Here is a 22213-nt window from a genome sequence, read left to right on the forward strand (position 1 = left end):
TCTAAAAGTTAATACATCCTTATAATAAATGAGATAAAGCCGGGTCAACGACTATACGATTTTCCATGGCTGTACGCCCGAGTAACATTCTAAACTTCATTGTTGCGCGGCTAGTTAAGGTAATTTCTATAGGCCAGCTATATTTACCCGCATGCAATGTTGTTTCTATAAAGTAACGTAACTCTTTTTGCCCGCCAGAGCTGGTTACGTGCTTCTTCTTTTTAACTTTTGCATTGCAAACAACTTGTGTTTCTTCATCTTCTTGCAATGGCTGGGTAATAAATTTAACCCACTTTTCGCCATCAACTTCATACTCTTCTATATTAAGTGCATGAATACATGAGGTGCGGGCACCGGTATCAATTTTTGCTTTTACTTTCTCGATGCCTAGCTCTGGTAAACTCAACCACTCACGCCAACCAACGGTAATCTTTGCTGTCATAAATGTGCCCTTAATAAAAAAGTGTCTTATACGCTACCGGAAAAAAAACACCAACAAAATAAATTTATCAAGTCGACAAATTGATTTGATTGATCTTTATAGCCGACTAGTTTAACAATATAAGCGTAACAAACTAGTCAACTTTAAGGGCCAAAAACCCCCTTGTTCGAAGCGCTAAATAAATTTAACTTCTTAAAAAAGAAAGATAAGTTTAATTTACTAAAGTAAATACACTATAGTAAACGGTATTAAAAACACACCATCTATGAGAAATTATTATGATTAATGGCTTACTTCACGCCCTTGTACTTGATGAGCAAGGCGGTGCGCGCACTATAGAAAACAGCGCCGAACTACATAATTGGCAACCAGAGCAAGGCAAGCTTTGGGTGCACATGGATTATAGCCAAGCTGACGTTGTCACTTGGCTAAAAGGCTGTGAATTTTTAACCGACTACGAATTAGAGTCGCTAACTGCAGACGAAACTCGTCCACGTATCACCTCTGCTACAAACGGCCATATGTTATTTTTACGCGGTATTAATTTAAATCCGGCACAAAGCCCTGAAGACATGGTTTCAATTCGCCTTTTTATTAACGATGATATTGTTATTACTACCCGAAAGCGTCGCTTACTATCTATTCAAGATATTTTAGCTTCATTTAGTAACAATACCGGTCCGCGCAGTATTTCTGAACTCGTCTGCACTATCACCCAAAAACTCACTTCCCGTATGGAAAGTGTTATTGATGCTTTAGATGAAACCCTAGATGAATTTGAAGAAGAAATAGATGAGCCAAGCAAAAAGTTTGATAATCAAGGTTTGTCGCAATTACGTCGGCAAACTATTGCTTTAAAACGCTATTTAAAGCCACAAAAAGAAGCGCTTATTAGCATGGTAAATCATCACTATTCATGGCTCTTCGATGAGGATAAAGCTAAGCTTAATGAAACCACTAATTTACTAACTCGTTACCTTGAAGAATTAGACAGCTCAATAGAGCGGGCGCAAATTATTCAACAAACAGTCACTAACCAAGTATCTGAGCAGCTAAATCAGCGTATGTATGTTATGTCGGTGGTGGCTGCATTATTTTTGCCACTGGGCTTTTTAACCGGCTTATTAGGCGTAAACGTAGGCGGCATACCTGGCACAGAAAGCCCTTATGCGTTCACTTTATTCGTCGTGTTTTTAGTTGTACTTACCGGCAGTATTGGCGTGTACTTTAAAAATAAAAAATGGCTGTAACAGTATAAATTAATTATTCAGTGAAAGTAACGCGCTGCGGGTAAAGCAACAAGCAAAGATAGCTTATAAATACGCTAGGTAATTTAAGGTGAGCCGCATCAGGTTTTTATGCAATAAAAATCTGATGCGGCTCTAAACACGCAAAAAAATTCAAATATAAAACCCTCTATATTCTCCTAAAAACAAACCACACCAAAATAAAGCAACAATTTAATTACAATAAACTAGCAAAACTCTTAACTATTTGTTACTAATATAGGAAATAATAACTAGGAAGCTCTGATAGTATTGCCTCCTAGTCTTTCTCTATAATGCCTTTAAGCAAGTGACCGCTTTAGGAGTTATTGTGTGACCAAATTAGTACTGTGGTTTATTTTTGCGTCTTTGACCTTATTAAGTTGTAGATCGGTTAAAAAGCCAACTTTTAATAACGATATTGTAGTGATTGATGTAGCTGATTTGAACCAATATTGGGTTGCTAAAACATCTAAGGTAGTTTTCTTACCTGGGCGTCCAAAGTGGATACCTAAAGGAATGGGTAAAGCATCTTTTTTTATTACTATTGATTCTAACGGAACTTTGGTTAGTAGAGAGTTAATTGACTCCATACCTAATGATTGGATGACACAAAAAATATTAGATAAAATGCCAATACAACAATATAAGCCTTCCATAACTAACCCGACTAAAATTCCGGTTAAGGTTAAAATAAACTCAGAATTAAAGGCACTTGTTGATATAACTTAATACTGATTAAACGTGAATATTTAAAACACTAAACTGCAACATCTGGTTGCTTTATATTTTAAGGAAAAATAATGAGAAAACTCGGAATTTCAATTGCTTTATTAGCTTTAGCAGGCTGTGCATCAACAAATTATTCAGATTTTGACGTTAGTGAAGCTGTAATATCAAAGCTTAAAATTAACGAAACTCATAATTTAAATGAAAGGCAGCATAAGCTAGAAATATCTTTTGATTATGAAATATCTGAATATGTAGATGCGAACAATTTATATAATTGCTCTGTACAATTTTTAGCTTTAGATGGCACAACAATCTCAATATCAAATGGTAAAAAATCACCTTGTGAGTTGAATAAAGCCAAAGGCGAAAAATCTATAGTATGGCCAACCATATTAGATAAGGCGCACTCTCCTTCTGAAGAGCAGCTTTCTAAAATAAAGTACCCTATAGAATACTTTATAGCTATTCATCAACGAACTGGTAAAAACACGAATCGAATAATCGGAAAGTCCGCCATCCAAGTTAGCACTGTAAAAATATAGCTCACTAACGATCTAATACAGTTTGTAGAGATTATACCAATACAAAAAAGGCGAACATTTTATAATGTTCGCCTTTTTTATAACAGTCAGCTAATTACTCTTGAAAGTAAGTGCCCCAACCGTCGTATTCTACTTCGCATTCAACAGCAAGTGCTGCCAGCTTATCAACGTCTTCCATTATTACGTCAACATCAAGCTCTGACTCTACAACTATGTCAAAACTCCAAATTTTTGCACCGTCTTCAAGCTCAAGCTCTGCTGGCTCTTCTACATCGTAGCCTAATTTAAAAGCGGCTAATGCGGCCTGCTCTAACTTAGGGAAGTCTTCACATACAAAGTGATGTTCTACTTCGTAAAGTATTTCAGGGTCTGAACCATCTTCGAGTAATGAAGATACGATGTCTTCACTTATTTCACGCCAGTTTTCCATTAATTTTCTCTCACTTGAGCATCTAATTCAGTTATTTTAGCAGCCATAATACTGTGCACACTTTTAGCGTGCTCGCGCGCGCTGATGTTTTTATCAAGCGATATGGGGGCTAACATTTCAATATAAATTGTACCATTATCCCAACGATTTAGTTTAATGGTTTTATGCGTTGTGCTCATACATACGGGCACTATGGGTACTTGCGCACTTAAAGCGGTATGAAATGCGCCTGTTTTTAAAGGTAATAAACCGCGTCCGTAACTGCGTGTACCTTCTGCAAACATCCATACTGATAAGCCATTTTTCTTTATTTTTTCAGCGGCTTTAGAAATAGTTCCCGCAGCTTTTGAGCGGTTTGTACGATCAATTAAAATATTCCCCGAAAGCCAATACAACTGACCAAAAAATGGCACCCACTTTAAGCTTTTTTTACCTACGCTCACGCAGTTTTTAGGCACCATTGCAGGAATAGTAAATAAGTCATAACTATTTTGATGATTTGCCACATAAACCGCAGGACCAAGATTTACGCTATCCGGATGGTACTTTCGTACAACTTTAACGCCCAGCATTTTTGCTACTGAGCCAAACCAGCTCGCTATAATATGCACATTATTAGGATGAAATGGCCTCACTATTGATAACAGTAACCCAAAAATACAACTTAATAATATAAACAACAGCATAATAAAAATACGTATAACAGCAAGCAACAGAGCGTCTCCAAATATAATCGCGTTAAGCCAGCGGCTATTATAACGTTATTTTATGATCTACACGAGAAAATAGCGCACAAGTGTACGCTCAATTTTATAACAAACTAAATTTATAACAAAAAAATGGCCTGCATAAGCAAGCCGTTTAATATGAGCGAATGTGAATTAATCGCTACTCATCAATAGCATTTTCAATTGGCTCGTCGTTTTGCGGGCTAAACTCTACAACAGCTTCATCTACTCTTTGTAGGCCTCGTGGTAGTTTATTACCCCTACGCCCTCGCTCGCCATAATAATGCTCTAAATCACTTGGTTTAAGCGTTAGTTTTCGCTTACCTGCATGCAGCGTTACACTACTGCCCTCAGGCACTACTGCTAATACTTTTACAAACTCTTCGCGGGCTTGTACTTTAGCCCCCGGAATAGAAATTATTTTATTACCTTTACCTTTACCTAATTTTGGTAAGTCGCGCAGCGGAAATAACAACATCCGCCCTTCGTTGGAAATGGCCATACAATAATCACTAGCGACCTCGTTAACCCTAATTGGCGACAGTAATAAACCGCCTTTAGGTACGCTCACCAATGCTTTGCCGTTTTTGTTTTTACTCACTAAGTCTTTAAAGTCAGTAATAAAGCCATAACCTGCGTCTGATGCCATAAGTAATACTTGGTTATCTTCACCCATTACTACGTGCTCAAAGTTAGCGCCTGCACTAAGGTTAAAACGCCCTGTCATGGGCTCACCTTGGCTACGTGCTGAGGGCAGGCTATGCGCATCGGTTGCAAACGCTCGTCCTGCTGAATCTAAAAACACGGCGGGCTGATTACTCTTACCCCGAGCTGAGGCTCTATAAGCATCACCGGCTCGATAACTTAACCCTTGCACATCTAAATCATGTCCTTTGCCAACGCGTGCCCAGCCCTTGTCTGAAAGCACCACAGTGACCGACTCTGATGGGATTAAATCTTTTTCATTTAACGCTTTTGCTTCTAGGCGTTCAACAACTGGCGAGCGACGGTCGTCGCCATATATTTCAGCCGCTTCTTGAATTTCTTTTTTAAGCAACGTTGACATACGACGATCTGAGCCTAGCGTTTGCTGCAATTTATCACGCTCTTTAGCGAGTTCATCTTGCTCACCACGTATTTTAAATTCTTCTAACTTAGCTAAATGACGAAGTTTTAGCTCTAAAATAGCTTCTGCTTGTATGTCTGTTAAATCAAAGCGCTCCATTAATACTGGCTTTGGTTTATCTTCGCTGCGAATAATTTCAATCACTTCGTCAATATTTAAAAAGGCTGCTAATAAGCCTTCTAAAATATGTAAACGCGCTAACACTTTATCTAAACGATATTGTAGACGTCGACGTACTGTTTCGCGTCTAAACACTAACCACTCGGTTAAAATAGTCAGTAAATTTTTAACTTGCGGACGCCCATCTAGGCCAAGCATATTTAAGTTTACACGATAGCTTTTTTCTAGATCTGTGGTGGCAAATAAGTGCGCCATTAATGGCTCAGCTTTAATGCGATTTGAACGCGGAATAATGACGATACGAGTCGGATTTTCGTGATCTGACTCATCGCGTAAATCGGCTACCATTGGCAGCTTTTTAGCGTTCATTTGCGCTGCAATTTGCTCCAGTACTTTACCACCAGAGCACTGATGTGGCAGTGCGGTAATAACTATATCACCCTGTTCTTGCGTATAAACAGCACGCATTTTGATTGAACCACGCCCAGTTTTATATATTTTGTGAATATCGGCTTTTGGGGTAATTATTTCTGCGTCTGTAGGGTAATCTGGCGCATGTACCAAGGTGAGTAATTCTTCAAGCTCAGTTTTTGGTTTATCAAGTAATAAGCAACAGGCACTGGCTACTTCACGCACATTATGAGGCGGAATATCGGTTGCCATACCAACTGCAATACCCGTTATACCATTGAGTAATATATGCGGTAAACGCGATGGCAGTACCACAGGCTCATCCATGGTGCCGTCAAAGTTTGGCGTCCAATCTACCGTCCCTTGGCCTAGCTCTTTGAGGAGTATTTCAGAGAACTTAGATAAACGTGCTTCGGTATAACGCATTGCCGCAAACGATTTAGGATCGTCGGCCGCGCCCCAGTTTCCTTGCCCGTCAACCAATGGATAACGATAAGAAAACGGCTGCGCCATTAATACCATGGCTTCATAACAGGCACTATCACCATGGGGATGGTATTTACCTAGTACGTCACCTACGGTACGGGCTGATTTTTTATACTTGGCATTAGCCGATAACCCCAGCTCGCTCATAGCATAAATAATACGTCGCTGTACTGGTTTTAAGCCATCGCCCACATGGGGTAATGCCCTATCCATAATTACGTACATAGAATAGTTTAAGTAGGCGTCTTCGGTAAAACGACCCATTGTTTGTTGCTCAATTCCTTGCATTAGCAAGGTATCTGTATCACTCATTAAAGCTTACCTAGTTTTTCTTATAGCTTACACGGTAGATCACATTGGCGTAATCATCGCTTACCAATAGACTGCCGTCACCTAATTCTGCAAATGCAACAGGGCGTCCATATGTTGTTTCGTCTTGCATAAAGCCTGTAATAAATGGCGTATATTTAGTTACACGGCCTTGCTCAATGCTCGCTAATGCCACTTTATAACCTGACTTTTTAGAACGGTTCCACGAGCCATGTTCAGCAACAAATAACTGCTGCTTATAGCTTGCTGGAAATTGCTTACCGTTATAAAAATGAATACCCAAAGGCGCTACATGCGCCGGTAAGGCTAGTGCAGGTGAGGTATAGTCGGCAATTTTTTTACCTTTTCCAAATTCAGGGTCAATAATCGCGCCTGCGTGAACATACGGAAAACCAAAATGCTCGCCCTCTTTAGTGACTCTATTTAACTCATCTGGCGGGATGTCATCCCCCATCATGTCGCGACCATTGTCGCTAAACCATAACGCTTGTGTGCTAGGGTGAAAGTCAAACCCTACTGAGTTACGTACGCCTTGCGCCAGTGTAGTAATTTGCTTGGTTTCTACGTTTAACGCAAAAATACGGCCAAAACGCTCGTCTTCAGCGCAAATATTACAAGGTACACCAACCGGAATTATTAGCTCGCCAGTTGGGGCAAAGCGTAAAAATTTCCAACCATGATGGCGCTCTGATGGCAGCGCATCGTAAAGCACCTCAAACTGTGGGTTTTTTAATTGCGTATCAATATTTTTAAAACGAATGATGCGGTGTACTTCACCAACATATAAATCGCCATCTTTCATTGCTAAACCTGAAGGCATATTTAAGCCCTCTGCAACCAGCATTTTTTTATCTGCTACGCCATCGCTGTTATGATCAATAAGTGCATATACATTGCCTGCTTTGCGCGAGCCAACATATACTATGCCTTTTTTTGATACTACAACTTGCCGTGCATTTTCAACATCACTGGCAAATAAGCTAAGCTCAAACCCCGGGGCTACCGTGAGTTTATCTAATATATTTTTAGCCATTACGGTATTGCTAGTTAAACCTAGTAATAGCACTATTTTTAGTACCGTATTCATATATTCTCCTTGTTTATTTAAACGCAGACGCTAATTAAACTTGTGCCTTGTTACCGTGATCCTCTAGCCATTGACGCCTATCTGCAGAGCGCTTTTTAGCCAGTAACATATCCATCATTTCCATGGTTAATTCTTCTTCATCCAAGGTGAGTTGCACTAAACGCCGGGTATTTGGATCCATAGTAGTTTCACGCAGTTGCAACGGGTTCATTTCACCCAAGCCTTTAAATCGCTGTACGTTTACTTTACCGCGTTTTTTCTCAGCTTCAATGCGCGCTAAAATACCGGTTTTTTCGTCTTCATCTAGTGCGTAATAAACATCTTTACCAATATCGATTCTAAAAAGTGGTGGCATAGCAACATACACATGCCCTGCTTTTACTAGTGGCTTAAAGTGGCGCACAAATAAGGCGCACAATAGGGTAGCTATGTGTAACCCATCCGAGTCAGCATCGGCTAATATACATATTTTATTATAGCGCAGCGCTGTTAAATCGTCTGAATCTGGGTCTATACCTAATGCCACCGAAATATCGTGCACCTCTTGCGATGCTAATATTTGCCCCGAATCAACTTCCCAGGTATTTAATATTTTACCACGCAGCGGCATTATTGCTTGAAACTCACGATCTCGCGCTTGCTTAGCCGAGCCACCTGCCGAGTCACCTTCCACTAAAAATAGCTCGGTGCGATCGTTATCTGCGGCACTACAATCGGTTAATTTGCCCGGAAGTGCAGGCCCTGCGGTTACGCGTTTACGGATCACTTTTTTAGCAGCACGTAAACGTCGCTGCGCATTAGAAATACACAATTCAGAGAGTTGCTCTGCAATATCGGTATGCTCGTTTAGCCATAAACTAAAGGAGTCTTTTACTACGCCCGATACAAATGCCGCACATGAGCGCGACGATAACTTTTCTTTAGTTTGACCGGCAAACTGCGGATCTTGCATTTTAACTGAAAGCACATAGCTACAACGCTCCCAAATATCATCTGGGGTGAGTTTTACACCTCGTGGCAATAAATTTCTAAACTCACAAAACTCACGCATTGCCTCAAGTAAACCTTGGCGCAAACCGTTTACATGAGTACCGCCTTGTGCGGTAGGTATTAAGTTTACGTAACTTTCGGCTATTGACTCGCCCCCTTCAGGTAGCCAAATCAATGCCCAGTCAGCACCTTCAATTGAGCTTGAAAACTCACCTACAAAGGGCACATCTGGTAATGTTTCGTAGCCTTTAATGGCTTCAATTAAGTAATCTTTTAAACCCGTTTCGTAAAACCATTCTTGGGTTTCTTTAGTTTGCTTATTAACAAACTTAATGCGTAAGCCTGGGCATAACACGGCTTTGGCTTTTAATAAGTGATTAAGTTTAGTGATTGAATAGTTGGGCGAATCAAAGTAACTAACGTCTGGCCAAAAGCGTACTGTGGTACCGGTATTGCGCTTACCAACCACGCCAATTACGCTTAAGTCTTCAACTTTTTCGCCATTTTCAAATGCCATTCTATATTGCTGGGCATCTCGTCTAACGGTTACTTCTACACGGGTTGATAACGCATTTACAACCGAAATACCTACGCCGTGTAAACCACCAGAAAACTGATAGTTTTTGTTAGAAAACTTACCACCAGCATGCAGTTTGGTAAATATCAGCTCAACCCCCGGAATACCTTCCTCAGGGTGAATATCAATAGGCATACCACGGCCATCGTCACTCACTTCGAGCGAGTTATCTTCGTGTAAGATCACATCTATTCGAGTGGCATGGCCGGCCATTGCTTCATCGACACTATTATCGATAACTTCTTGGCCTAAATGATTTGGCCGCGAGGTATCTGTATACATACCGGGGCGGCGTTTTACCGGATCTAACCCATTGAGTACTTCAATAGCTTCGGCGTTATAATTTTGCTGACTCATAATTTTTATCTTTATATGCGCTAACTAGTTTTATTTAATTTAAGAAAATCGACAATGCTTGCAATAGTGCGCTCAAAGCCAATAAAGCTGTGATCACCACCAAATTCTATTAATTGCTTACAGTGTGAATAATAATTTACTGCGTGTTGAAAATTTAACACTTCATCACCCGTTTGTTGCAACAAGTACAACAACTCAGGGTGCTTTAACTCGCTCAATGTTAATACTTTTAAAGCATCTATATGACGGTTATTTAGTTCATAATTATAATCTTGATACGGATTATAATTTGCCCCAAGTAAAGGCTGTAATAAATTGCCCGGTGCTACCGCTGGGTTAATAACCACCGCAGGAATATGATAACGCTGCGATAAATAGGTGGCAAAAAAACCGCCTAATGAACTACCTAATAACGCGGTATTAGGTGTGATTAACTGCTCTAACTCGATAATAGCTTGCAGAGGTTCGTGGTTTAAACGCGGTACATAATAGTCAACATCATAGTGTGCCATAAGCTCACCAAAGCGCACAGCTTTATATGATTTTTCAGAACTATTAAAACCGTGAATATAAATTACGCGTTTAACCATATCACGTCCGTATTTATATGCACTTGCCCTTGCGATGAGTTTATATAAAGCATTCTATAAGCTGGGCCATTATTTTGCTGTTGCCACGCTTTACTGTGCTTAGTAAATTGCACTGAGCTTGCAGGCGTAGCGTAAATATCAAGCTCTCTAAAACCTTGCGTATAATCATTATGCACATGACCATGAATAAGCGCAGCAACATTGCCATTATTAACCAGCGTATTTAATAGTTGCGGGCCATTTTCAAGCATGTGTTTATCTAAATAACCGTTTATTGGCAGCGGATTATGATGGCAAAATACTAGCTGCTTGCTAACTGGCTGCGCTAAACAATCGGATATTTCATTTAAATGCTCACTTGTCACCCAACCGGCTGGAGTGAGTCCTTTGGAGTTAATAAGTAGTAGCTCAATATCAGTGCTTGCGTTATTGGTTAGATTATTAGTTAGGTTATTAGCCACTAAGCGTTTTGCCGCTTTTATTTGTCCACCACTGATTTGCTCAAGCAAGGCAATTTCGTCATGATTACCTGGTAGCCAAAATACTGGGCAAGTAAGTGTACTGTTGTTTATAAGCTCACTAAATAATAAGTAAGATTCCATACTATGATCTTGTGTTAAATCACCGCCAAATACCACTGCATCTAGTTGTTGTAACGCCATATGTTCAAGCGCTTGTTGAAAATATGTGGCTGTATTTACCCCAAAGTACTCAGCATTTCTATCGGCAAATAAATGGCAATCTGTAACATGAGCAATACGTAAAGATGGCTTATTAAAAGTATAAGTATCATCAAACCAAGCCATTATTTACATCCCAATTTAGCGTGGCTTGGCCATGCTCAACACACGCCACCAGCCAATCATATAAAAAGGCGTTAAGCTGATATTTTTCATCTTTTTGATGCATTTTAGGATTAGGATAACCGTAAGAAGGTTTTATGCGCTGATGATAGTCGTGATGAATAATTTCGGCCACTTTCGCATCATTATAAAGCCTAACGGTTAAGTATAATGGGGTAATGCCTTTTACCATTCCTGATAGCTGTTTAATTGACACATCCATAGTGTATTTAGCCATGTCATCTATTTTTACAGCAAACTCACTGTTACCCAACTTTACCTCGCGAATACTCTGTTTAGTTTGCTCGCTTGGTAATAACTTTAAAAGCCGCACGTAATTATGCTCGCAAAGTGTTAAATACTTTGGAAGGTTTTGAATATATCTTTGGGTTGCTAAAAGTGCTGTCAAAGTACCGCCATTACAATTTATAAATTACTATTTATGTATAAAATTTATGCCCACTTGTTGATCATACCATCACGATTGAGCGCTAACCATTGCAAACAAATAACCGTTGCAGCATTGTCTATTTCCCCACTATTAAGCCGTGCCAGTGCATCATCTAGTGTTAATATATGGGTTTTAATATCCTCCCCTTCCGTTTCTAAACCGTAAACTCCGCTGTTTACTTGGCTTAAATCGGCGCGGGCTAAATATAAATGTAACCGCTCAGTAGTGCCGCCGGGGCTTGAAAGATACGAAAGCATAAACTCGAGCTCGGTTAAATTAAGTCCGGCTTCTTCATAGGCTTCTTTTTTTACTACCGCTGCATAATCCTCACTGCCATCGGTCATACCTGCAATACATTCTAACAGCCATGGCGAATGTTTGCTTTTTATTGCACCAATGCGTATTTGCTCTATTAATAACACTGTATCGGTTACAGGGTCGTAAGGCAGCACGGCAATAGCATCGCCGCGTTCTAAAATTTCACGGCTAATGAGTTGCGACTCGCCACCGGCAAATAATGCATGTTCAAATTGATATAAGTTAATTTTAAAAAAACCATCGTAAAGGTTAGTAATAGGTTTTAATCTCACATCTTGGTGAGTAAATTCGATCAACTTTTTATTGGTCATATAACTACCTCTTACTTATTTTAATAAACTAAAGTGGATTAATATATTCTGTTACACTTACAAACATTGTTTTACTCATTTTTTTTTTAGTTATGAGCCAAAACAGGTTAACATGCCCAATAGTATAAAATTTGTCTAAGGACCGAACCACACATGAAAAAGAACATCCTTGCGGCGCTGGTTAGTTTATCATGCGCAATTGGCGCTACAGCTGCTCACGCTGAAGATTTACTGCAAGTTTTTGAAATTGCGACAGCAAACGATCCTACCGTGTTAAAGGCAAAAGCCCAAGCGGATGCACAATCTTATCAAAGTGATCGTGCGATGAGCGCATTATTACCTCAAATAGGTTTAAGCTTAGGCTACGAAAAAAGTGACTCTACCTCTTTTCAAGTTGATGAAAGTACCTTCAACCAAGTTAAACTAGAAAGCGATACTGACCAATTCACTCGTGGTGTTAGCTTAAGCCAAACACTGTTTGATTTAGGCGCATGGAATAACCTAGGTATTGCTGATAAACAAGCTTTACAAGCCAGTGCACAGTACGATTTTGCTAAGCAAGATTTAATAGTACGTGTTGCCGATGGTTACTTTAATGTATTAAGTGCTATCGATAGCCTTGAATTTGTTAAAGCTGAAAAGCGCGCTATTGAACGCCAATTAGAGCAAACAAAGCAACGCTACGCGGTAGGCCTAACTGCTATTACCGACGTACACGAAGCCCAAGCTCAGTTTGATAACTCAGTAGCACAAGAAATTGTTGCCGGTAATGCCGTAGAAACAGCACGTGAACTACTGCGCGAAATAACAGGTAAGTACCACGCAAAACTTGACGTTTTAAATACCGAAACATTTTCAACTGTAAAGCCAAATAAACCCTCTAGCGACTTAGTTAAAGTGGCTGAAGAAAAGAACTTAAATTTACAAGTAGCAAAAGTCACAGTTGATATAGCTAAAGATCAAATTGAGCTAGCGAAAGCAGGCCACTACCCAAAATTAACACTTGATGCGCGTTACGGTGATTCTTTAACCAATCGCGACATAAACGGTGCAAGTTTTGATAACCAACCTCGTGCCGATTCGACCACTATAGGTATCAACTTTAGTGTGCCTCTTTACTCAGGTGGTGCCACGGTTGCTGCAACTAATCAAGCACGTGCATTTTACGTCGCTGCAAGCCAAGATTACGAAACTAACTATCGCGCAGTTACACGCACAGTTATTACTTCTTATAATCAAGTGGTTTCAGATATAGCGACCTTTAGAGCGCTAGAGCAAGCGGTTATATCTGCCGAAAGTGCACTTAAAGCAACTGAAGCAGGTTTTGAAGTAGGTACTCGTACTATTGTTGATGTACTTGTTAGCACACAAAACTTGTACAATGCAAAACGCAACCTTGCCAATGTTCGCTATCGCTACGTGGTATCTACGCTGCGCTTAAAGCAAGCAACAGGAACACTGACAAATGCTGACTTAATGGCGATTAATAAAGGTTTAAACGCAATTTAACACAACTTAGTGTCCCGTCCTGAAATAGGTTGACGGTTTTAATTAAAGGCCAGCATTTTGCTGGCTTTTTGTGTTTTATAGCGCTTAGCGTTAAACTAGCGTTTTTATTATTAGAGAATTTTTTTGTGGTTACCTCATCTCCTTTTAAAATATCTTTTTTGGGTCCTCGTTACTGGTTAACTTGGGTGGGTGTTTTCTTTTTATATTTAATTTCGTGGCTACCACAAAAGCTACAACTAGCAATGGGCAAGCAGCTTGGCCGATTAGTGCATAAATATATGAAGCGACGCCGCCATATTGCTGAGGTAAATATAAGACACTGCTTCCCAGATATGAGCGAAGCAGACCAACAAGCATTAGTATTAAAAAACATGGAAAATACCGGAATGGCCATGGTCGAAACCGGTATGGCATGGTGGTGGCCAAAGTGGCGAGTACAAAAAGCTTACGGTTCAATAAAAGGGCTTGAGCACTTTGAGCGCATTCAAGCGTCGGGCAAAGGCGTGTTAATGCTAGTTCCGCATATTTTGCATCTTGAAATGGCGAGCCGTGTAATGGGATTAAAATACCAAGGCTTAGGTTTTTATCGCCCGCACAACAATCCGCTTATGGAATACTTTACTACCAATGGCCGCTTGCGCTCTAACGAATATTTAATTGGCCGAAAAGACGTAAAAGGTTTATTAAAAGCACTTAAAAACAAAAAAATATGTTACTACTTACCTGATCAAGATTATGGTCGTAAGCATTGTGAATTTGTGCCATTTTTTGCCGTACCAGACACAGCAACAACCACAGGAACGCTAATGTTTGCAGCCAGTAAACACTGTGAAACAGTTAGTTTAGTTAGTCGTCGCGACGAACACGGTAAATACCACTTAGAAGTATTACCTGAACTTGAAAACTTCCCCAGTGGCGACAACAGAGCCGACGTCACTCGTGTTAACCAACGTATAGAGCAAGCAATTAATGCCGCTCCTGAGCAATATATGTGGCTACACCGCCGCTTTAAAACACGCCCCGATGAAAATAGCACTTCTTTTTATTAAAAGTAATGGTATAACAATAGATAATAAAAATAAAAATGAGTACCAACTATGTGGTTCTGGATTAAACATTTATCACTGGCTGCGGGGCTAATAATTCTCGCAGTCTACTTTTTATTAGGTGATGGTCCAGTATTTGATTTTAAAGAATCAAACAATGCAGCGGCGCAAGGATTAAGTCGGTTTTACTCTTCAATTCGTAATAAAGTGAGCAACGAGCAAGGTAAGTTTGTATTGCAGCTTAAAAAGCCAGAACAAACTCTCGAGCGTGTTTTAGCTGAGCGCATGCGTATTATTGAACCGATTCCAAAAACCTGGACAGGTAAAATTGAGCCTCGACGCTTTGAAAGCGGGTCAACACTAAAAAAGGCGTTATCGCAATATGCCAGTAATGAAGGCATAGAGTTATATTGGTATTTAAGTAAAGATTACGTCGTTAAAGATCATTTTAGAGTCGATAGCAATTTCACTTCTACCTTGTATCAAGTAGGGCGTGCAATTAACGACGACTTTGAAAACGAAGTATACACTTACTTATGTCATAAACAGCGCGCGGCCGTAATTACTGAACTACCTTCTGAATTTGTTCGCACTAACTGCTTACAACTTAAAACTTGAACTTAATAATTAGCACTTTGATACTCATCTGAGTATCAAAGTGACGCGCGCTTAACCAAAGTTCAAGTTAACTTAATTCAAACACAGTTTGCCAGATTGCAGTTACATTTTTAATGTCATCACTAAATTGTGCACGCTCTGTGCAGCGCCCTTGCTGATCTAAACTCAACACGTGATAGCGCGAACGGTAATTAATATACGCCTGAATTAATTGCTGCTTTTGCGCCTTGGTAATGCAGCCAAGCTTTGCAGCATCAGTTAAAATTCTGACGTTATCGGAATACACACATAGCTCTTCAAATTGTTGCGCATAATTTAGCACTAAGTACTGAGTAATAAATTCAATATCTGTCATTGCGCCAACATCTTGCTTTAAATCAAATTGCTGCTCATTTCCTGTTGCTAAATGTTCACGCATTTTTTCACGCATTTTTATTACATCGTCTTTGAGCACTTTTTTATCGCGCGGCTGACACAGTATATTTTTACGAATTTGCGCAAAACGCTCAACAAATTCAGCTTGCCCTAAAATCAGCCTAGCTCGCACTAGCGCTTGATGCTCCCACGTCCATGCCTGTGTTTGTTGGTAATGATTAAAGCTCTCTAGGTTAATTGCCAGTAACCCCGATGCGCCTTCAGGGCGTAGTCGTGTATCAAGCTCATATAAAATCCCCGAAGCGGTTCGGGTATTAAATAAATGCATTAAACGTTGCGCCAATTTTAAATAAAATTGCCTTGAATCTATTGGCTTTACACCATTAGTTTGGCTGCTGCCATCGTGGTTATGTACAAAGACTAAATCTAAATCAGAGTCATAACCCACTTCAAAGCCACCGGTTTTACCATAGGCAATAACCGCAAAACCTTTGCTTTCGTCGTTAGTACTAGGTGGCATACCAAAGCGTTTTACACAATTGTGCCATGCAATATTAACGGCCTGATCGACAATAGCCTCCGCCAGTGCCGTTAAATGATCGCTCACCTTCATTACATCCATAACATCGGTGGCATCGGCAGCGGCAATTCGTAACTGATGCGTTTGTTTAAACTGTCGTAACGCCTCCATTTGCATTTCTAAGTCGTCGGGCTCAATACGTAAAAAATATTGCCTAATTTCGTCTTTATAGGCGCTTAAAGGTGTTGGCTTATAAAGTACTGCGGGGTCTATTAGCTCATCAAGCAAAATAGGGTAAAGCGAAATATGCTCACCTATCCATTTACTATAACAACACAATAATACTAACTGCTTTAAGGCACCTGGGTTTTCGTATAACAGCTCTAAATAGGCGGTACGCGAAATTATTTTATTGAGTATTTGGCAAATAACATTAAATGTTTCGGCAGTGGCATTAAAGTCGTTCATTTGTTTGAGTAAAACCGGCATTAATTTATCAAGAATATTACGCCCTCGATTACCCACTTTTGCTTTAGATATACGTTGTTTAAAGTCGTGTAGTGGTGTTTGCCAATCTTCCCTGGGATCATTTAAAAAACTCACATCACCATGATCCCAAGTACTAATAAATGCGCCTTCGCAAGTATCTAGCGGCTCGGTTTCCTCCCCTATTACATGATTAAACTCATTATGAATTTGCCCCATTACATGCTCTAAATAGCTTAACGTAGCGCTAAAGTCGGGCTGATTGAGTAAATAGTTTAAACGTTGCTGATTTAGCTCCTCATCCGGGAGGGTTTGCGTTTGTTGGTCATCAAATATTTGTAGGTACTGCTCTACTTTACGCAGGTATAAGTAGTTTTTTTGCAGATCTTTTGCTTCAAGCTCATCAATTACTTGGCTTAAGCTAAGCTCTTTAAGGGCGTGTAATAATGATTGAGTTTGCAAATTAGCCTCTCGCCCACCACGTACCATTTGTAGTGCTTGTACAATAAATTCAACTTCTCGTATTCCGCCTGCGCCTAGTTTTATATTGTTGGTTAGGCGCTTACGACGTACTTCTTGAGCAATCATCAACTTCATTTTTCGCAGCGACTCAATCACCGAAAAGTCAATATAGCGTCTATATACAAACGGCTTTAATAGCTGGTTAAACTCGCTAAAATAAATGTTAGGCGTGCCAATTAAGCGCCTTTTTAACATGGCATAACGTTCCCAATCACGGCCTTGCTCTTGGTAATAATCTTCAATTGCATTAAAGCTCATAACTAACGGGCCACTTTCACCAAAAGGTCGCAGTCGCATATCTACTCTAAATACTTGGCCGTCAACGGTCACTTGATTAAGTGCGGTTATTAACTTTTGCGCCACTTTGGTATAAAACACTTGGGCTTCGAGCGAGCGACGCCCGCCTTGGGTTTTAATATTGCGAGGATAGGCAAAAATAAGATCTATATCTGATGAGTAATTTAGCTCTTGTCCGCCAAGCTTACCCATTCCTAACACCATTAAAGGCAATGGCTGACCTTGTTCATTTAAAGGCTCACCATTGGTTTTTGCCACCTGTGTATAAGCCCACTGATTTGCACTTTCTATTAGGTTATCTGCTAATTGGCTTACATACTTGATACTGTCGGCAATTGGGTTGTCGCAACATAAATCTAAAAAAGCCACTTTAAGCCAGTACTTTTCTCGGTATTGCCGCAGTAACTTATGGCAATCGCGCTCATCAATATTATTTAGGTCTAAGTCAATAAAAGGAGCGGCAATCACCCTATTTTTAATTTCGGTGTTACATAATAACCAGTTTTTTAGCTCAGGTTGCGATGTTAAACAGCGCCATGCAAAGTCACTCAAGGCTAATAACCGTACCAGCGCTAATTCTTGCTTTTGTTGTGGATAAAGCTGTTCGAAGCGTATTTCGCCAAGTTTTTGTAATTGAATGGGAAGTTGCTTTACGTTACTCATCAATACTCTCTTTTATATCATCAATAACCGTACTAGAATGATTAAAAACCTATTAAGGTAAATACTACTTAGGAAAACCATGTCATATTTGTCATTATCTAACACTAGTTTACTTGCGATTGCTATTAGTTTTATTGTTATTTGCGTGATCATAATGAGCTTAAGAATAACCACTCAACTAAAAGCAAAACAAGCGCTTAAAGATGAGTTAGCGCAGCATGATAACTTTGCAATGGGGATTAGTTTTGCCTCAGAAATATCGGTGGTGATTGCCTCAGTAGCATTTTTATTTGATGAAATAAGCATAAGCACAGCGCAATCGAACCCATTAAAAGTGATCTTTTTAATCGTTTTATTATTTTTATTTATTAAAGTAGGTCACTTAATTCATCGCAAATGGATTTTGCATCGCTTTAATGAAGAAGCCGCTATTTTAAAACAAAATGTCTGCGCCGCACTGGTCGACTCAGGTATGTTAATTGCAAACTGTATTATTACTTTAGGGCTTTACACTTGGACTCACACTCAAGGTTTTAGCAGTTTACTCATTGCCTTTGTAAGTTTTTTTGTACTACAAGGTATGTTTGCTTTTGATAGTAAAATACGTGAATACCACTTTGCCAAAGCTAACCAAGGCGCATCACTACAAAGTAACTTTGGCCTTGAAAATACCTCTATTGGTATTCGTTACGCGGGTAAATCAATTGGTTTATCGCTGGCCGCGTATGCTGGTTTGTCCAGCGCAGCGTTTCAAAATGGTAAGATGGTCGAAAATTTATTTACACTCGTGATGCATTGCGGTGTAATGTGGGTGCTACTTTACAGTTTAACTTATGTAATAAAAAAGATTTCGTTACCAAATATCGATACTTCGCTGGAAATTGATCATCAAGATAATATTGGTATTGCTTGTATCGAATTTGCGGTTTTTTGTGCTGTAGGTTATTTGCTTATTAGTATGTTTTCAATTTAACACCAAGCTGATTAAATATAATATTTAATCAGCTTGTGAACACTTTGCTTAAGTGTAATGGGGCCTTATGCTATTTGATGTAACCAATTATCTGTTAGTTGATATAGATAATGAGTTTAGCAGAGCATTTGCTGAGTACTCTTTTAATCATGCTCAGAGCCAATCACCCAGCGGGTTAATAGCAGCTGGTAGCCACACCCGGCAGTTAGTAAAAATGATGTTTGATGAACTTATAAAAGATTACTGCTATTGCGACTTTGAAAATGAAATTAGTGTATCAGAGCTCGCTACCTACTTGCATGATCATCATAAAATTAAAGGCGTATTATTTAACCGTGTTGATTACTTACTTGGCGATGATAAACAGCGCTTTATTTATAACTCACTACACAAAAGTCGCTTTTTAGTTAGCCAAGACGAAAATGGCTTTTCGTTTAGCCCAGTAACAGACCCAGGGCATTCAAATCACTTATCGTGCCATACCGATATAGCACAAGCGTCACTAAACCTAATAGAGACTGATGAGCAATTTAATAAAAATAAATAATTGCACCTAGCTCACAGCTTACTTACCATAGCGGCATATAACTTTTATGCACTAACCAATAAGTGACACCACATGCGAGTTCCTCATATTTATCAGGCATCGAGTATTGCCTTAAACACTCCCGTTACATTAGATGACGACGCTGCAGGGCATATTGGCCGAGTATTGCGAATGAAAGTAGGCGAGCACGTGTCTATTTTTAATGGTGAAGGCGGTGAATACCTTAGTGAAATTATTGAGGTGACTAAAAAAAATGTCGTGGTTATGCCACAACAGCTAAATACTCATGATGTAGAGTCGCCCTTAAAAATTCACTTAGGCCAATGCGTATCGCGTGGCGATAAAATGGATTTTACCATTCAAAAATCGGTGGAACTGGGCATTACCGAAATCACCCCTATTTTTAGTCAGCGTTGCGGCGTTAAATTAATGGGCGATCGACTTGATAAAAAACACCAACAATGGCAAAAAATAGCCATAGCCGCCGCAGAGCAATCTGGGCGTAATTTTGTACCTGTTGTTCATCCGCCGGTAGATCTAAAGCAATGGCTTGCACAGCAAAGTGCAGCAATTAAGCTCACCTTGCATCCACGTGCCGAGCACAGTATCAAAACAATTACCGTCCCAAAAGATGGCGTACGCTTTTTAGTTGGCCCTGAAGGCGGCTTTACTGATGAGGAAATGGCGCAAACAAAGCAACAAAACTTTGTAGATATTCGCTTAGGCCCGCGCGTATTACGCACCGAAACAGCAGCATTAACTGTTTTAAGTGCATTACAGCTGCAGTTTGGCGACTTAGCTAATTGAAATAACTAAAAGTACCCACATATATATATTAATATTCATATTAAGGCACAGCGCATGGCAATTAAGTTAGGCATTATTTCAGATCCTATTAGCGGATTTAATATTAAAAAAGACACTGGTTTTGCAATGATGATGCAAGCGCAAGCACGTGGCTATGAAATTTACTATATGGAAATGGATGATCTTTCACTACGCCAAGGTCAGGCATATGCTACAGCTGCAAAAGCACAGGTTTTTGACGATCCAAACAATTGGTACCAGCTTGAGCAAAAAACCACTATTGCACTTGGCGATTTAGACGTTATTTTAATGCGTAAAGATCCCCCTTTTGATACCGAATACATATACGCAACTTATATTTTAGAGCGTGCCGAACAAGCAGGTACACTCATAGTTAACAAGCCACAAAGCCTGCGCGACGCAAACGAAAAGCTGTTTACAGCTTGGTTTAGCGAATACACGCCCGACACTTTAGTAACGCGCAGCCAAAAGCAAATTCGTGAGTTTTTAGCGCAGCATAAAGACATTATTTTAAAACCGCTTGATGGCATGGGTGGCGCGTCGATTTTTAGAGTTAAAGCAGACGATGCTAACATTGGTGTAATTTGTGAAACATTAACCGAGCACGGCAGTCGCTTTGCCATGGTACAAAATTATGTTCCAGAGATCACTCAAGGCGATAAGCGCGTATTGGTTGTTGATGGCGAAGTAATTCCATATTGCTTGGCGCGTATTCCACAAAACGGAGAAACACGCGGTAACTTAGCCGTAGGTGGACGCGGCGAAGCACGTCCTTTAAGTGAATCCGATTTAAAAATTGCACAAGCTGTGGCACCAACACTTAAAGAAAAAGGCCTAATTTTTGTCGGCTTAGATATTATTGGCGACAAATTAACCGAAATTAACGTAACCGCACCAACCTGTGTTAAAGAAATTGAAGCGGCGTACGATATTTCAATTACGGGTATTTTATTTGACGCAATTGAAAAACGACTCGCTAAATAAGTTAGCGTTATTAAAAGCGCTTTCATATTGTAAGGTTTAAGGTATTCATTATTTTTAAATCGTATGAAAGTGCTTATTTTGTTTTAAAAACATGGGTATGTGCCATACTAAAAATTCATTAACTAAAAAGGGTGAAATCTATGCAGTCATTAGAAAATCATTTTTTAATCGCAATGCCGTCGATGCAAGACCCTTTTTTTAAACGTGCTGTTACCTATATTTGTGAGCACAATGAAGACGGGGCTATGGGCTTGGTAATCAACCAACCTATTAATATTACCGTAGGTGAGTTACTCGATAAAATAGAAATTGATAACGACAAAACTCAGCAAGCAGCGCAAGTTAGCGTATATGCTGGCGGGCCGGTTAAAACCGACCGTGGTTTTGTACTGCACTCTCCAAAGCATGGTTACTCTGCGAGCCAAACGCTCAGCAGTGATATCATGATCACCACCTCTAAAGATGTACTCGCTTCGTTAACCACAGCACAAGCACCTGAACAATTTATTATTACTTTGGGCTACTCTGGCTGGGAGCAAGGTCAATTAGAACAAGAGCTATTGGATAATAGCTGGCTGATAATTAAAGCTGATCCGAAAATTATTTTTGACACCCCCGTTGAAAAACGCTGGGAAAAAGCAGTTTCTATGCTCGGCTTTGATATAAGCCAACTCAGCCCTGAAGCTGGTCATGCTTAACAAGATAAACTT

General features: G+C 39.8%; 22 protein-coding genes. 11 read left to right on the plus strand and 11 right to left on the minus strand.

Annotation, left to right across the window (positions count from 1 at the left end; all coding sequences use genetic code 11):
- Positions 1-19: 19 nt before the first annotated feature.
- On the minus strand, positions 20-442 hold the full coding sequence (locus tag J5X91_RS04015) for an ATP-dependent zinc protease (RefSeq protein WP_086995212.1): 423 nt from the start codon (positions 440-442) through the stop codon (positions 20-22).
- 278 nt (positions 443-720) lie between these two features.
- Between J5X91_RS04015 and J5X91_RS04020 the strand changes: the two genes are divergently transcribed.
- The 3 genes from J5X91_RS04020 (at position 721) to J5X91_RS04030 (ending at position 2981) form a co-directional block, all read left to right on the plus strand.
- Positions 721-1692, plus strand: a complete 972-nt coding sequence (locus tag J5X91_RS04020; protein WP_193038447.1) for a zinc transporter ZntB — start codon at positions 721-723, stop codon at positions 1690-1692.
- A 348-nt stretch (positions 1693-2040) separates the two neighbouring features.
- Entirely contained in the window at positions 2041-2439 is a 399-nt protein-coding gene (locus tag J5X91_RS04025; RefSeq protein WP_208834107.1) for a hypothetical protein, read from the plus strand.
- 71 nt (positions 2440-2510) lie between these two features.
- The gene (locus J5X91_RS04030) at positions 2511-2981 is read left to right on the plus strand and encodes a hypothetical protein (protein WP_011329230.1); all 471 of its coding nucleotides are present in this window, start codon (positions 2511-2513) and stop codon (positions 2979-2981) included.
- A gap of 94 nt (positions 2982-3075) precedes the next feature.
- Here the strand turns inward: J5X91_RS04030 and rraB are convergent, their stop codons facing one another.
- From rraB to J5X91_RS04075, 9 genes are all read right to left on the minus strand, one after another.
- Positions 3076-3411, minus strand: a complete 336-nt coding sequence (gene rraB / locus J5X91_RS04035; protein ID WP_011329231.1) for a ribonuclease E inhibitor RraB — start codon at positions 3409-3411, stop codon at positions 3076-3078.
- Entirely contained in the window at positions 3411-4124 is a 714-nt protein-coding gene (locus tag J5X91_RS04040) for a 1-acylglycerol-3-phosphate O-acyltransferase (RefSeq protein WP_011329232.1), read from the minus strand. Before J5X91_RS04040 ends, rraB begins: the two co-directional genes overlap by 1 nt.
- 175 nt (positions 4125-4299) lie before the next feature.
- Positions 4300-6594 (minus strand): DNA topoisomerase IV subunit A, encoded by a 2295-nt coding sequence (gene parC / locus J5X91_RS04045; RefSeq protein ID WP_011329233.1) that lies wholly within the window; start codon positions 6592-6594, stop codon positions 4300-4302.
- Positions 6595-6604: 10 nt separating this feature from the next.
- Positions 6605-7699 (minus strand): PQQ-dependent sugar dehydrogenase, encoded by a 1095-nt coding sequence (locus J5X91_RS04050; RefSeq protein WP_011329234.1) that lies wholly within the window; start codon positions 7697-7699, stop codon positions 6605-6607.
- A 34-nt stretch (positions 7700-7733) separates the two neighbouring features.
- Positions 7734-9623: a DNA topoisomerase IV subunit B gene (parE, locus tag J5X91_RS04055; protein ID WP_011329235.1), complete on the minus strand. Its 1890-nt coding sequence runs from the start codon at positions 9621-9623 to the stop codon at positions 7734-7736.
- Between the two features lie 20 nt (positions 9624-9643).
- A complete protein-coding gene (locus J5X91_RS04060; RefSeq protein ID WP_011329236.1) occupies positions 9644-10213 on the minus strand; it encodes a YqiA/YcfP family alpha/beta fold hydrolase in 570 nt (189 codons plus the stop codon).
- Positions 10198-11019 (minus strand): metallophosphoesterase, encoded by an 822-nt coding sequence (locus J5X91_RS04065; protein WP_208834108.1) that lies wholly within the window; start codon positions 11017-11019, stop codon positions 10198-10200. The genes J5X91_RS04060 and J5X91_RS04065 overlap by 16 nt, the downstream gene beginning before the upstream one ends.
- Complete coding sequence (locus tag J5X91_RS04070; RefSeq protein WP_058374175.1) at positions 11006-11464, minus strand: DUF1249 domain-containing protein; 459 nt, start codon at positions 11462-11464, stop codon at positions 11006-11008. The genes J5X91_RS04065 and J5X91_RS04070 overlap by 14 nt, the downstream gene beginning before the upstream one ends.
- Positions 11465-11508: 44 nt before the next feature.
- Positions 11509-12135, minus strand: a complete 627-nt coding sequence (locus J5X91_RS04075; protein WP_011329239.1) for an NUDIX domain-containing protein — start codon at positions 12133-12135, stop codon at positions 11509-11511.
- Positions 12136-12288: 153 nt separating this feature from the next.
- Here J5X91_RS04075 and tolC point away from each other — a divergent pair, with 153 nt between their 5' ends.
- From tolC to J5X91_RS04090, 3 genes are all read left to right on the plus strand, one after another.
- Positions 12289-13644 (plus strand): outer membrane channel protein TolC, encoded by a 1356-nt coding sequence (gene tolC / locus J5X91_RS04080; RefSeq protein WP_179806957.1) that lies wholly within the window; start codon positions 12289-12291, stop codon positions 13642-13644.
- Between the two features lie 125 nt (positions 13645-13769).
- On the plus strand, positions 13770-14693 hold the full coding sequence (lpxL, locus tag J5X91_RS04085; protein WP_208834117.1) for an LpxL/LpxP family Kdo(2)-lipid IV(A) lauroyl/palmitoleoyl acyltransferase: 924 nt from the start codon (positions 13770-13772) through the stop codon (positions 14691-14693).
- Positions 14694-14741: 48 nt separating this feature from the next.
- On the plus strand, positions 14742-15308 hold the full coding sequence (locus tag J5X91_RS04090) for a toxin co-regulated pilus biosynthesis Q family protein (protein WP_208834109.1): 567 nt from the start codon (positions 14742-14744) through the stop codon (positions 15306-15308).
- A 67-nt stretch (positions 15309-15375) separates the two neighbouring features.
- On the opposite strand, the gene glnE is transcribed toward J5X91_RS04090, so the two are convergent.
- On the minus strand, positions 15376-18171 hold the full coding sequence (gene glnE / locus J5X91_RS04095) for a bifunctional [glutamate--ammonia ligase]-adenylyl-L-tyrosine phosphorylase/[glutamate--ammonia-ligase] adenylyltransferase (protein ID WP_208834110.1): 2796 nt from the start codon (positions 18169-18171) through the stop codon (positions 15376-15378).
- Between the two features lie 79 nt (positions 18172-18250).
- Between glnE and J5X91_RS04100 the strand changes: the two genes are divergently transcribed.
- The 5 genes from J5X91_RS04100 (at position 18251) to J5X91_RS04120 (ending at position 22201) form a co-directional block, all read left to right on the plus strand.
- A complete protein-coding gene (locus J5X91_RS04100) occupies positions 18251-19144 on the plus strand; it encodes a hypothetical protein (RefSeq protein ID WP_011329244.1) in 894 nt (297 codons plus the stop codon).
- A 67-nt stretch (positions 19145-19211) separates the two neighbouring features.
- On the plus strand, positions 19212-19691 hold the full coding sequence (locus tag J5X91_RS04105) for a hypothetical protein (RefSeq protein ID WP_089368757.1): 480 nt from the start codon (positions 19212-19214) through the stop codon (positions 19689-19691).
- Between the two features lie 72 nt (positions 19692-19763).
- Positions 19764-20498 carry a 16S rRNA (uracil(1498)-N(3))-methyltransferase gene (gene rsmE / locus J5X91_RS04110; RefSeq protein WP_011329246.1) on the plus strand — a complete coding sequence of 245 codons (735 nt, stop codon included), beginning with the start codon at positions 19764-19766 and terminating at the stop codon, positions 20496-20498.
- 54 nt (positions 20499-20552) lie between these two features.
- Positions 20553-21503, plus strand: coding sequence for a glutathione synthase (gene gshB, locus J5X91_RS04115; RefSeq protein WP_011329247.1), 951 nt, complete (start codon positions 20553-20555; stop codon positions 21501-21503).
- Between the two features lie 140 nt (positions 21504-21643).
- Positions 21644-22201, plus strand: a complete 558-nt coding sequence (locus tag J5X91_RS04120) for a YqgE/AlgH family protein (protein ID WP_058374183.1) — start codon at positions 21644-21646, stop codon at positions 22199-22201.
- Positions 22202-22213 lie beyond the last annotated feature (12 nt).

It is taken from the genome of Pseudoalteromonas sp. K222D (assembly GCF_017653575.1).
GTDB lineage: Bacteria > Pseudomonadota > Gammaproteobacteria > Enterobacterales > Alteromonadaceae > Pseudoalteromonas > Pseudoalteromonas nigrifaciens.

Coding starts and splice junctions, on each gene's coding strand:
- J5X91_RS04120 (WP_058374183.1), top strand. CDS start 21,644: ATGCAGTCATTAGAAAATCATTTTTTAATCGCAATGCCGTCGATGCAA.
- J5X91_RS04105 (WP_089368757.1), top strand. CDS start 19,212: ATGCTATTTGATGTAACCAATTATCTGTTAGTTGATATAGATAATGAG.
- J5X91_RS04050 (WP_011329234.1), bottom strand. CDS start 7,699: ATGAATACGGTACTAAAAATAGTGCTATTACTAGGTTTAACTAGCAAT.
- rraB (WP_011329231.1), bottom strand. CDS start 3,411: ATGGAAAACTGGCGTGAAATAAGTGAAGACATCGTATCTTCATTACTC.
- J5X91_RS04020 (WP_193038447.1), top strand. CDS start 721: ATGATTAATGGCTTACTTCACGCCCTTGTACTTGATGAGCAAGGCGGT.
- J5X91_RS04030 (WP_011329230.1), top strand. CDS start 2,511: ATGAGAAAACTCGGAATTTCAATTGCTTTATTAGCTTTAGCAGGCTGT.
- J5X91_RS04075 (WP_011329239.1), bottom strand. CDS start 12,135: ATGACCAATAAAAAGTTGATCGAATTTACTCACCAAGATGTGAGATTA.
- tolC (WP_179806957.1), top strand. CDS start 12,289: ATGAAAAAGAACATCCTTGCGGCGCTGGTTAGTTTATCATGCGCAATT.
- J5X91_RS04100 (WP_011329244.1), top strand. CDS start 18,251: ATGTCATATTTGTCATTATCTAACACTAGTTTACTTGCGATTGCTATT.
- glnE (WP_208834110.1), bottom strand. CDS start 18,171: ATGAGTAACGTAAAGCAACTTCCCATTCAATTACAAAAACTTGGCGAA.
- parC (WP_011329233.1), bottom strand. CDS start 6,594: ATGAGTGATACAGATACCTTGCTAATGCAAGGAATTGAGCAACAAACA.
- gshB (WP_011329247.1), top strand. CDS start 20,553: ATGGCAATTAAGTTAGGCATTATTTCAGATCCTATTAGCGGATTTAAT.
- J5X91_RS04090 (WP_208834109.1), top strand. CDS start 14,742: ATGTGGTTCTGGATTAAACATTTATCACTGGCTGCGGGGCTAATAATT.
- J5X91_RS04015 (WP_086995212.1), bottom strand. CDS start 442: ATGACAGCAAAGATTACCGTTGGTTGGCGTGAGTGGTTGAGTTTACCA.
- J5X91_RS04065 (WP_208834108.1), bottom strand. CDS start 11,019: ATGGCTTGGTTTGATGATACTTATACTTTTAATAAGCCATCTTTACGT.
- rsmE (WP_011329246.1), top strand. CDS start 19,764: ATGCGAGTTCCTCATATTTATCAGGCATCGAGTATTGCCTTAAACACT.
- J5X91_RS04060 (WP_011329236.1), bottom strand. CDS start 10,213: ATGGTTAAACGCGTAATTTATATTCACGGTTTTAATAGTTCTGAAAAA.
- parE (WP_011329235.1), bottom strand. CDS start 9,623: ATGAGTCAGCAAAATTATAACGCCGAAGCTATTGAAGTACTCAATGGG.